Genomic DNA, 11154 nt, shown 5'->3' with positions numbered 1-11154 from the left:
GCCCCGCAGGTACTCCTCGGTGTACGCGTACCGGTCGGTGTCCGGCGTGGACAGCGTCACGCCCAGCGCCCGCCCGCGCGGCATCTTCGCGCCCAGCCGGCGGTAGGCGTCCGGGTTCTTCAGGAAGTCGACGACGTCGTTCAGCTCCCCCTCGACCTCGTCGATACCGGCCACGTCCGCGAAGGTGGTGCGCCGCTCGCCCGGTTCCAGCTCGACGGGTTTCGGCGGCGCCTTGCGGCCGAGCATGCCGCCCGCGCCCATTCCGGCGCTCATCCGCCGTGCGATGAACACCCACACCGCGATCAGCAGCAGCATCGGGGCGAGCGAGATCAGCAGATTGGCCAGAAAACTGCGGTGCTGTACGACCGGTTCCGCGGTGACCGTCACGTTGTTCTTGGTGAGGGCGTCCCACAGCCCGTCGTCGGCGAAGGTCGGCCGTTCCGTCTTGAACTTGGTGTAGGTGCCGTCGCCGTCCGGGTTCTTCCGGCCCTTCTTCAACTGCCCCTGGATCGCGTCGCCCTTGGCGTAGATCTTGCTGACGTTGCCCGCGTCGACCTGCTTGGTGAACTCGGTGTAGGAGATCGTCGGCTCGTTCTCCTCGTCCAGCAGCGACAGCACGAGGTTGGCCAGCACGAACACGACGACCGCGGCGAGGACCAGCCGCCACCAGCGCAGCCGTCCCCCGCCCGGCGGCTTCGGCGGCTCCTCGGGGGCGCCCTCGGTACGCCAGGGCTGGTCGGGCGACTTGCGCGGCGGGGCAGCGTTGGCCATATCCGGACGTTACGACACGAATGCCGCACCGGCATGCGGATGTACGACGCCGGGGGCAGCCCCTGTCAAGGCCCTGCGGACGGCCGTGTACGACGCCGGGGGCGCCCTCCGTGACGGAGGGCGCCCCCGGCGTCGTACACCTCGAACCGTCAGCCCATGAACTTCTTGAACTCTTCCGGCAGCTCGAACTCCTGCCCGCCCTGCTGCGGCAGCCCGAAGGCACCGCCCTGAGCGGCGGCGGCGCGCCGCGCGGCCTCCTCCTGCTCCTGCTGCTTGCGCTTCATCGGGTTGCCGGAGCGCTGCTTGCCCTTGGCCTTCTTCTGCTGCTTCTTCTGCCGGCCGGGTCCGCCGCCCATGCCGGGCATGCCCGGCATACCGGGCATGCCGCCGCCCTGCGCCATGCGGGACATCATCTTGCGGGCCTCGAAGAACCGCTCGACGAGGTTCTTCACCGCGCTGACCTCGACACCGGAACCGCGCGCGATACGGGCACGGCGCGAGCCGTTGATGATCGTCGGGTCCTGGCGCTCGGCCGGGGTCATCGACTTGATGATGGCGGCGGTGCGGTCGACGTCCCGCTCGTCCAGGTTCTGGATCTGGTCCTTGATCTGGCCCATGCCGGGCAGCATCCCGAGCAGCTTGGAGATGGAGCCCATCTTCCGGACCTGCTCCATCTGGGCCAGGAAGTCGTCGAGGGTGAAGTCCTGGCCCTTCTTGGACGCCAGCTTGGAGGCCATCTTGGCGGCCTCTTCCTGGCTGAACGTCTTCTCCGCCTGCTCGATCAGGGTGAGCAGGTCACCCATGTCGAGGATGCGGGAGGCCATCCGGTCCGGGTGGAAGGCGTCGAAGTCCTCGAGCTTCTCACCGTTGGACGCGAACATGATCGGCTTGCCGGTGATGTGCCGGATGGACAGCGCGGCACCACCGCGGGCGTCACCGTCCAGCTTGGACAGCACCACACCGTCGAAGCCGACACCGTCACGGAACGCCTCGGCGGTGTTGACGGCGTCCTGACCGATCATCGCGTCGACGACGAACAGGATCTCGTCGGGGCTGACCGCGTCCCGGATGTCCGCGGCCTGCTGCATCATCTCCTGGTCGATGCCGAGTCGGCCGGCGGTGTCGACGATGACGATGTCGTGGACCTTGGACTTCGCGTAGTCGATGGAGTCCTTGGCGACCTTCACCGGGTCACCGACGCCGTTGCCCGGCTCCGGCGCGTACACCGCGACACCGGCGCGCTCGGCGACGACGCTCAGCTGATTGACGGCGTTGGGACGCTGGAGGTCACAGGCGACCAGCAGCGGGGAGTGACCCTGCTCCTTGAGCCAGCGGCCGAGCTTGCCCGCGAGGGTGGTCTTACCGGCACCCTGGAGACCCGCCAGCATGATCACGGTCGGCGGCTGCTTGGCGAAGCGCAGCCGGCGGGTCTCGCCGCCGAGGATGGTCACCAGCTCGTCGTTGACGATCTTGAGGACCTGCTGCGCCGGATTCAGCGCCTTGGAGACCTCGGCGCCGAGGGCCCGCTCCTTGACGTTCTTGATGAAGGAACGCACGACGGGCAGCGCCACGTCCGCTTCGAGGAGCGCGATGCGGATCTCGCGTGCCGTGGCGTCGATGTCCGCCTCAGAGAGCCTGCCCTTGCCCCGGAGGGACTTGAAAGTGGCTGAGAGGCGGTCGGAGAGAGTATCGAACACGGCGGCGTCGGTCCTCAAAGTCGGGAGCAGTGCTGAGCGCCTTCCAGAGTATCCGGCCCGGCAAGCGATTCGTCCCCCGTCCGCCGACTGCGGCGGACGGGGGACGCGGACGCGGGCGGCGCCGGCGTCACCCCCGCAGCGTCTCCTCCAGCTTCCGTGCCACCGCCGTGGCCTCCTCCGCGGGCAACGGGGCGCCCTTGGCGTCGGTGACGTAGAAGGCGTCCACGGCGTTCGCGCCGAGGGTGCTGACGTGGGCGCTGCGCATCCGCACCCCCGCGTCCTCCAGCGCCCGCCCGATGCGGAACAGCAGACCGGGCGCGTCCTGGGCGCGGACCTCGATGACGGTGGCGAGCCGGGAGGCGGCCGGGTGGACGGTCACCCGAGGCGGCGGTGCGAGCACCCCGCGCCGCCTCGGGTACGCGGCGTCGCGCTCCGCGAGCCGCCCGGCGATGTCGAGGCTGCCGTCGAGGGCGCGTACGAGGTCGGCGCGGAGCCGGGCGGCCTGCGGCAGGGAGCCGTACTCGGCGGCGACCCGCCACTCCAGCAGCAGCACGGATCCGTCCACCCCGTCGGGCAGCTCCAGCGCGCGCAGCTCGGCGGTGCGCACGGTCAGCCGGTGCATCGCCAGCACCCCGGCGGCGGCCGGCAGCACGCCCGGCCGGTCGGGTACGGCGATGAGCAACTGCACGCCGAGCGGCTCGGGTTCCCCGGTGGGGTCGGCGGGGGCGTCCGGGCCGGGCGGTTCGGTCTGGGCGCGCAGGGCGAGGACGGGTCCGCCGGTGGCGGCGGACTCCAGGGCGAGCCGTTCCTGCTCGGCGGTGGCGGTGGCGGGCTCGGGTTCCTCGGGTGCGTCGCCGGCGAGGACGGCGGAGACGCGGCGGACCAGGTCGGCGACGAGGGAGCCGCGCCAGGACGACCAGGCGGCCGGCCCGGTGGCGAGGGCGTCGGCCTCGGTGAGGGCGTGCAGCAGTTCCAGCGTGGACTGGCTGCCGACGGCCTCGGCGACGTGCCGCACGGTGGCCGGGTCGTCGAGGTCGCGTCGGGTGGCGGTCTCGACGAGGAGCAGATGGTGCCGTACGAGGGTGGACAGGACGGCGACGTCGGCGCGGTCGAAGCCGATGCGGGCGGCGACGTCCCGGGCGATGATCTCGCCGGCCACGGAGTGGTCGCCGGGCCAGCCCTTGCCGATGTCGTGCAGCAGCGCGGCGACGAGGAGCAGGTCGGGGCGGCTGACGCGGCGGGTGAAGTCGGAGGCGCGGACGGCGGTCTCGATGAGGTGCCGGTCGACGGTCCAGACGTGGACGGCGTTGCGCTGGGGGCGGCAGCGGACCCGTTCCCAGTCGGGCAGGAGCCGGGTGATGAGCCCTTCGGCCTCCAGTGCCTCCCAGACGGGGACGGTCGGCGGGCCGGAGCCGAGGAGGGTGACGAGCTGTTCGCGTGCCTCGGCGGGCCAGGGCGCGGGCAGGGGGCGCACGGTCGCGGCGAGGCGCCGTACGGCGTGCAGGGAGAGCGGGAGACCGGCCTGTGCGGCGGCTGCCGCGGCGCGCAGCGGGAGCACGGGGTCGCGGTCGGGGCGTGCGGCGCGGGCGAGGACGACTTCGCCGTCCTGTTCGACGACGCCTTCGGCGAGGGGGGACCGTTCGGGGGCGGGTCTGCTGCCACCGAGCATGGCGCGCAGCCGGGGTCGTGCGGAGCGGGAGCGCAGGACGCGGCCGACTTCGCGCCAGGTGACGTCGCCGGCGTAGGAGATGACGCGGGCGGCCTCGTAGACCTGGCGGAGCAGGGTGTCGGCGTCGAGCAGGCCGAGTGCGCCGGCGACCTGGTCCTGTTCCTGGAGGGAGAGCCGGTCGGTGGCGCGGCCGGTGGCGAGGTGGAGGGCGTCGCGGACGTCGAGGAGGCGGCGGCGGGCGTCGTCGAGGCCTTCGCGGGGTGCGTCGGCGAGCCAGGATGCGGCGACGGCGCGCAGGGCGGTGGCGTCGCGGAGGCCGCCGCGGGCCTCCTTGAGGTCGGGTTCGAGGAGGTATTGCAGTTCGCCTTGGCGTTCGGCGCGTTCGGCGCAGAGTTCCCGCAGTTCGGGGAGGCGCTTGGGGGCCTGGTTGCGCCAGTCGGCGAGGATCGCGGTGCGCAGTCCGGCGGTGAGGCCGAGGTCGCCGGCGAGATGGCGGGCGTCGAGGAGGCCGAGCTGGACCTTGAGGTCCTCGCCGGCGGTCCTGCGGGCCTCGGCGGGGGTGCGGACCGAGTGGTCGAGGGCGAGGCCGAGGTCCCAGACGGGGTACCAGAGGCGGTCGGCGAGGGCGGCGACGGCGCCGGGGTCGGAGCCGTCGTGGAGGAGGAGCAGGTCGAGGTCGCTGCGGGGGCTCAGCTCGCCGCGTCCGTAGCCGCCGACGGCGACGAGGGAGACGCCGCGCAGGTCGCCGGCGCCGGCGGTGAAGAGCTGGGCCAGCCAGTCGTCGGTCAGGTCGGACAGGGCCGCACGGCGCGGCGGCCCGGGCCGTGCCTCCTCGGTGAGGAGGCGCAGCCGGGCCGCCGCGTAGCCGCTGGGTCCGGAGTCCTCTGCTTCGTTGCGTACGCTCGTACTCGTCACCCGGCGACTCCTGTTCTCGTGCGGCTCAGAGGGCGTCCGGGCCGCGTTCGCCGGTGCGGACCCGTACGGCCGTCTCGACGGGGAGGGACCAGACCTTGCCGTCTCCGATCTTGCCGGTGCGGGCGGCCTTGACGATGACGTCGATCAGCTGTTCGGCGTCGTCGTCCTCGGCCAGCACCTCGATGCGGATCTTGGGGACGAGGTCGACGGTGTACTCGGCACCGCGGTAGACCTCGGTGTGGCCGCGCTGGCGGCCGTAGCCGCTGGCTTCGGTGACGGTCAGGCCGTGCACTCCGAAGGCCTGGAGGGCTTCCTTGATCTCGTCGAGCCGGTGGGGCTTGACGACGGCGGTGATGAGCTTCATGCGTCCACCTTCTTGGCTGCGGCGTCGGCCGCGGGGGCGGCGTCCGGGACGGCGGTCGTGCGGGCGGCGCCACCGCCGGCCCCGCTGAAGTCGTATGCGGTCTCGGCGTGCTCGGCCTGGTCGATGCCGGCGACTTCCTCGTCCTCGGTGACGCGCATGCCGATCGTCTTGTGGACGAGGAAGGCGAGGACCGCGGAGACGACCAGGGAGTAGGCGAGGACGGCGAAGACACCGGCGCACTGCTTCCAGAACTGGTCGAGGCCGCCGCCGTAGAAGAGGCCCGCGACGTCGGACTGGCCCTTGCCGGTGGCGAAGAAGCCGATGAGCAGGGAGCCGATGATGCCGCCGACGAGGTGGACGCCGACGACGTCGAGGGAGTCGTCGTAGTTCAGCTTGTACTTCAGGCCGACGGCCATGGCGCAGACGACACCGGCGATGAGGCCGACGGCGATCGCGCCGAGCGGGGAGACCGCACCACCGGCGGGGGTGATGGCGACGAGGCCGGCGACGGCGCCGGAGGCGGCACCGAGGGTGGTGAAGGCGCCGTGGCGGATCTTCTCGTAGGCGAGCCAGCCGAGGACGGCGGCACCGGTGGCGACCTGCGTGTTGACGAACATCAGCGCGCCGACGCCGTCGTCGTTGCCGAGCCAGGAACCGGCGTTGAAGCCGAACCAGCCGAACCACAGCAGGCCGGCGCCGAGCATGACCAGCGGGAGGCTGTGCGGGCGCATCGGGTCCTTCTTGAAGCCGACGCGCTTGCCGATGACGAGGATCACGCCGAGGGCCGCGGCACCGGCGTTGATGTGGACGGCGGTACCGCCGGCGAAGTCGATGACGCCGAGCTCGTAGGCCCAGCCGCCGGCGCCCCAGACCCAGTGGGCGACGGGGAAGTAGACGACGGTGACCCACAGGGCGATGAACAGGGCCCAGGCGCTGAACTTCACGCGGTCGGCGAGGGCGCCGCTGATGAGCGCGGGGGTGAGGATCGCGAACATCATCTGGAAGACGACGAAGACGAAGAGCGGGATGGTGGTGCCGTCCCACAGTTCCGTCAGGCCGATGTCGCTGAGGCCGACCCAGTCGCTGTTCCAGCCGATGATGCTGCCGGAGTCGGTGCCGAAGGCGAGGGAGAAGCCGTACAGCACCCACAGGACGGTGACGATCCCGAGGCTGATGAAGCTCATCATCAGCATGTTGAGGGTGCTTTTGACGCGGACCATGCCTCCGTAGAAGAAGGCGAGGGCCGGTGTCATGAGCATCACCAGGGCGGAACAGATGAGCATGAAACCTGTGTTCGCGGCGGAGAGTGTGGGCTCTGCCGCCAGCGTGATGGCTGGTGCCATCGGCGTCTCCTCGTCGTAGTTACGGCCCTGTGCGGGCGAAGCCAGAGGCGGTGTGAGGGGTGGGCCGGTTATGGGCCATGAGATTGGCGCAGCGCGGTTTCGGTGGAAGCCCCTCGTTGTTTCGCCGCCGTGACGAAGGCGCCTGGTGTGTTACGCGTCGATGAACTGGCTGATGTCGCTCGCGCCGATCGTTATCGTGGCGCAACCTTCACGGTGTTGTTCACCGGGGGGAACAGGGGACCGGCCGCGGTCGGCCTTCCGATGACCTGGCATGGGGGAGCCGAGTCGGGCAGTTCGGGAGGGCCGGCCGCGGCCGGGGTCTGAAGGGGGCGGGCCGGTCAGACGGCCTCGGCGCTCTCGGGCAGTTCGACGGCGAGCACGTCGGTGAGGTCGACGACCTCGGCGAGGTCGCCGTAGTCCCGGGCGGCGGTGTCCACGGTCTTGCGGATACGGGTGTTCACGCGCTCGGAGCGGACTTTCTTGGCGACCTTCATCGCGCGCCGTGCGAAGTCGGCGCTCTGTTCGGGTTCACGCTGGAGCAGGTGGACGGTGGCCATGCCGATCAGGTTGAGCGCGTACGACCGCTGGTGCTCGGTGTCCTTCGCGAACAGCTCGACGGCCCTCTCCATCAGCGGCTGGGCGAGGGAGGCGTAGGTGGGGCTGCGGCCGGCGACATAGGCGAGGTCACGGTAGGAGTGGCTGTTCTCGCCGTGCAGTTCGGCTTCGGAGAAGAAGCGGATCCAGTCGGGCTCGGGCTCGTCCCAGTCGTCGGCGTCGGCGAAGGTGTCCTCGGCCATCCGTACGGCGCGCTTGCACTTGCCGGGCTGGCCCATGTTGGCGTAGGCGCGGGCCTCCATCGCATACAGCATGGACTGGGTGCGGGGGCTGGCGCAGTCGCGGCTGCCGTACTGGGCGAGGTGGATGAGTTCCAGGGCGTCCTCGGGGCGGCCGAGGTGGATCATCTGGCGGCTCATGCTGGAGAGGATGTAGGAGCCGAGCGGCTTGTCACCGGCTTCCTTCGCGGCGTGCAGGGCGAGCACGAAGTACTTCTGCGCGGTGGGCTGGAGCCCCACGTCGTACGACATCCAGCCGGCGAGTTCGGCGAGTTCGGCGGCGACCTTGAACAGCTTGCGGGAGGTCTCCTCGGGCTGGGGTTCCTGGAGGAGGTCGGTGACCTCGTGGAGCTGGCCGACGACGGCTTTGCGGCGCAGTCCGCCGCCGCACTGGGCGTCCCACTGCCGGAACATCACGGTGGTGGACTCCAGCAGGTCCAGCTCGGGCTTGGACAGCCGGCCGCGGGCGCGGGAGGTGGGCACTGCCTCGGGCTCCCGCGCGGGTGAGGGCGGGGCGGGCACGAGCCAGCGCTGGAGGGGTTCGATGAGGGCCGGGCCCGCGGACAGGGCCAGCGAGCTCCCGAGGAAGCCGCGCCGCGCCAGCATCAGGTCGCTGCGCGAGAACTCGCCGAGCAGGGCCACCGTCTGCGGGCCCGTCCAGGGCAGGTCGACGCCGGTGGTGGAGGGCGTCTGGCGTGCGGTGCGCAGGCCCAGGTCCTCGATGGAGACGACGCAGCCGAACCGCTCGGAGAACAGCTCGGACAGGATGCGCGGGATGGGTTCGCGCGGGTTCTCCCCGTCGAGCCAGCGGCGCACCCGGGAGGTGTCGGTGGAGATGTGGTTGGCGCCGAGCTGCCGGGCCCGGCGGTTGACCTGGCGGGCCAGTTCGCCCTTGGACCAGCCGCTGCGGACGAACCACGATCCGAGCAGCTCGTTGGCGCGCTTGTCAGCGTTCGTCCCGCCACCGCCGTTGCCGCCCACTTGGAACGCCCCCATCCCTCAAGATCGCCTGCCGCCGAGTGCGCCAAGCCCTATCAGAATGCCGGTACTCCCGGCGTTCGTCCGGCAGTTGCCACCCTTCGAACGGAGTACCGACTTGCCTCCGGCATACCCGTGAGTGCATGTGCCCCGCGGCTTCGTGCACTCACCGTAATCCTACGATCACCCGTCCTGCCATGGCGATTGCGGAAACGCCACCATTCGCCACCCCTTCGAATGAACCCACGATGGGCTGCGCGCGATTCACTTGACAGAGGACAGTCGGGAGTGAGAGCAGCGGTGCACGCGGGGGCGCGCGGCGCCGCTCGCGCCACCGGCCGTGCATCCGGACGCCGTCCGGGCGCGACGGCTCGGTGACGCACGGTCATATTCCGGGCGCGTCTCGTAACCACCGGTGCGTCGGACCCGTTGGAGGGGGCATGGGCTTCACGATCGGCAGCAGTCGGGGCATCCGCGACATCCGGTCCGTCTCGCGTCGCCGCGGCCGCTCGTCGGAGTGCACCGCAGTCGCCGAGTTCACGGGCCTCTGGGGCTGGGACGTCGTCCCGGGCGCGCGTGCCGCCGCGGGGGTGTGCTCCTGCGGGCGCCCGGACTGCCGTACGCCGGGCGCGCATCCGCTCGACTTCGCGCCGATGATCGCCGCGGGCGCGACGCTGGACCAGGTGAGCGCGGCGTGGGCGGAGTTCCCCGGCGCGGCCGTGATGCTGCCGGTCGGTACGGCGTTCGATGTGATCGAGGTGGCCGAGCAGGCCGGGCGTCGGGCGCTGGTGCGGCTGGAGCGCATGGGCCTGCCCCTCGGCCCGGTCGCCGCGACCCCGCAGGGCCGGGCGCAGTTCTTCGTCGCGCCGGGCGGCGCGGCCGAACTGCCCCGGCTGCTGTACCGGATGGGCTGGGACGACCCGGCGCTCGACCTGCGCGGCCTCGGCCCGGGTACGTACATCACGGCGCCGCCCTCCGACCGCGGCGGCCTCGGCCCGGTGCGCTGGCTGCGCCCGCCGGCCCTGGACTCGGCGACGCGCCCCCCGGAGGCCCGCCTGCTGCTGGGGACGCTGGCGTATGTGGCGCACCGGTCGCGGGGGTGGTGAGGCGGGGGGTGCGAGGGCCGGGGCTCCGTGGCGCCGGAGGGCGTCCGGGAGCGTACGGCTCTTCGGCGCCGTGAGGGCACGTCGCGAAGGCGGGCCGTAGGGGCAGGTCGCAGAGACTCGTCGAAGGGGCACTCGTGAAGGCGCGTCGAAGGGGCACGTCGTGAAGGCGCGTCGTGGAGCACGCCCGTAGAGGTGCGTCGTAGAGACACTTGAGGCGGCACACACGGTGAAGCGCCCGTCCCCGGTGGTGATCCGGGGGCGGGCGCTTCCTCGCTGTGCACGCCGGGCGCCTCGGGTGCTCCGGACGCGTCGGGTGCCTCGGACCGCGTCGGATGCGTCGGACTCCCCGGACGCTTCGGACACGCCGGCGACGGCGGCGCTCAGTCGCCGATCAGGGCGTCGACGAACGCCTCGGGCTCGAACGGCGCGAGGTCGTCCGCGCCCTCGCCGAGCCCGACGAGCTTGACCGGCACGCCCAGCTCGCGCTGGACGGCGACGACGATGCCGCCCTTGGCGGTGCCGTCCAGCTTGGTCAGCACGATGCCGGTGATGTCGACGACCTCGGCGAAGACCCGGGCCTGGACGAGGCCGTTCTGGCCGGTGGTGGCGTCGAGGACGAGCAGCACCTCGTCGAGCGGGGCGTGCTTCTCGACGACGCGCTTGACCTTGCCCAGCTCGTCCATGAGGCCGGTCTTGGTGTGCAGCCGGCCGGCGGTGTCGATGAGCACGACGTCGCAGCCCATCTCCTTGCCTTCCTTGACCGCGTCGAAGGCGACGGAGGCGGGGTCGCCGCCCTCCGGGCCGCGCACGGTGTGGGCGCCGACCCGTTCGCCCCAGGTCTGCAGCTGGTCGGCGGCGGCGGCACGGAAGGTGTCGGCGGCGCCCAGCACGACGGTACGGCCGTCGGCGACCAGAACGCGGGCGAGCTTGCCGGTGGTGGTGGTCTTGCCGGTGCCGTTGACGCCGACGACCATCACGATGCCGGGCTTGCTGGTCTCCGGCTCGGTGTGGACGGTGCGGTCCATGTCCCGGCCGACCAGGGTGAGCAGCTCCTCGCGCAGCAGACCGCGCAGCTCCTCGGGGGTACGGGTGCCGAGCACCTTGACGCGCTCACGCAGCCGCTCGACCAGCTCCTGGGTGGGCTGCACGCCGACGTCGGCGGTGAGCAGCGTGTCTTCGATCTCCTCCCAGGTGTCCTCGTCGAGGTGTTCCCGGGACAGAAGGTTCAGCAGGCCCTTGCCCAGGGCGTTCTGCGAGCGGGAGAGCCGGGCGCGCAGGCGCACCAGGCGGCCCTCGGTGGGCTCCGGGATCTCGATCTCCGGGGCCTCGACGGGTTCCGCGACGGGCGGTTCCTCGACCGCGACGGGCGCCGGGCCGCCCGGGAGATCCACCTCCTCGATCGTGCGCCGCGGTTCCTCCCGCGGCGTTTCGGCCTCGTCGCCGACGTGGGGCTCGGCGGGAGGGGCGGTGATGTCGGG

The 11154-nt window shown here is 71.8% G+C and carries 8 protein-coding genes; 1 reads left to right on the top strand and 7 read right to left on the bottom strand.

The genetic code is table 11. The annotated features are described in order from the left end of the window. The 6 genes from MTQ10_RS21210 to nsdA form a co-directional block, all read right to left on the bottom strand. A partial coding sequence (locus tag MTQ10_RS21210) for an ATP-dependent metallopeptidase FtsH/Yme1/Tma family protein (protein ID WP_247470656.1) occupies nucleotides 1-771 on the bottom strand: 771 nt, incomplete at its 3' end. A gap of 149 nt (nucleotides 772-920) precedes the next feature. Beyond that, the gene (ffh, locus tag MTQ10_RS21205; protein WP_247470638.1) at nucleotides 921-2468 is read right to left on the bottom strand and encodes a signal recognition particle protein; all 1548 of its coding nucleotides are present in this window, start codon (nucleotides 2466-2468) and stop codon (nucleotides 921-923) included. Between the two features lie 127 nt (nucleotides 2469-2595). After that, on the bottom strand, nucleotides 2596-5052 hold the full coding sequence (locus MTQ10_RS21200; protein ID WP_247470634.1) for a [protein-PII] uridylyltransferase: 2457 nt from the start codon (nucleotides 5050-5052) through the stop codon (nucleotides 2596-2598). A 25-nt stretch (nucleotides 5053-5077) separates the two neighbouring features. Beyond that, a complete protein-coding gene (locus MTQ10_RS21195; RefSeq protein WP_003997576.1) occupies nucleotides 5078-5416 on the bottom strand; it encodes a P-II family nitrogen regulator in 339 nt (112 codons plus the stop codon). Beyond that, on the bottom strand, nucleotides 5413-6759 hold the full coding sequence (locus MTQ10_RS21190) for an ammonium transporter (RefSeq protein ID WP_247470632.1): 1347 nt from the start codon (nucleotides 6757-6759) through the stop codon (nucleotides 5413-5415). The genes MTQ10_RS21195 and MTQ10_RS21190 overlap by 4 nt, the downstream gene beginning before the upstream one ends. A 338-nt stretch (nucleotides 6760-7097) precedes the next feature. Next, nucleotides 7098-8573 (bottom strand): transcriptional repressor NsdA, encoded by a 1476-nt coding sequence (gene nsdA / locus MTQ10_RS21185; RefSeq protein WP_247470659.1) that lies wholly within the window; start codon nucleotides 8571-8573, stop codon nucleotides 7098-7100. Between the two features lie 437 nt (nucleotides 8574-9010). Between nsdA and MTQ10_RS21180 the strand changes: the two genes are divergently transcribed. After that, entirely contained in the window at nucleotides 9011-9676 is a 666-nt protein-coding gene (locus MTQ10_RS21180; RefSeq protein ID WP_247470630.1) for a bifunctional DNA primase/polymerase, read from the top strand. A 380-nt stretch (nucleotides 9677-10056) separates the two neighbouring features. On the opposite strand, the gene ftsY is transcribed toward MTQ10_RS21180, so the two are convergent. Next, nucleotides 10057-11154 (bottom strand): signal recognition particle-docking protein FtsY (gene ftsY / locus MTQ10_RS21175; protein WP_247470626.1); only part of this gene is annotated, 1098 nt, incomplete at its 5' end.

The sequence above is a fragment of the Streptomyces sp. XM83C genome (assembly GCF_023072675.1).
Classification (GTDB): Bacteria; Actinomycetota; Actinomycetes; order Streptomycetales; family Streptomycetaceae; genus Streptomyces; species Streptomyces thermocoprophilus.
The sequence above is the reverse complement of the archived record's forward strand: the minus strand, read 5'-3'. Positions and strand labels throughout refer to the sequence as shown.

Coding starts and splice junctions, on each gene's coding strand:
- MTQ10_RS21190 (WP_247470632.1), bottom strand. CDS start 6,759: ATGGCACCAGCCATCACGCTGGCGGCAGAGCCCACACTCTCCGCCGCG.
- MTQ10_RS21195 (WP_003997576.1), bottom strand. CDS start 5,416: ATGAAGCTCATCACCGCCGTCGTCAAGCCCCACCGGCTCGACGAGATC.
- MTQ10_RS21180 (WP_247470630.1), top strand. CDS start 9,011: ATGGGCTTCACGATCGGCAGCAGTCGGGGCATCCGCGACATCCGGTCC.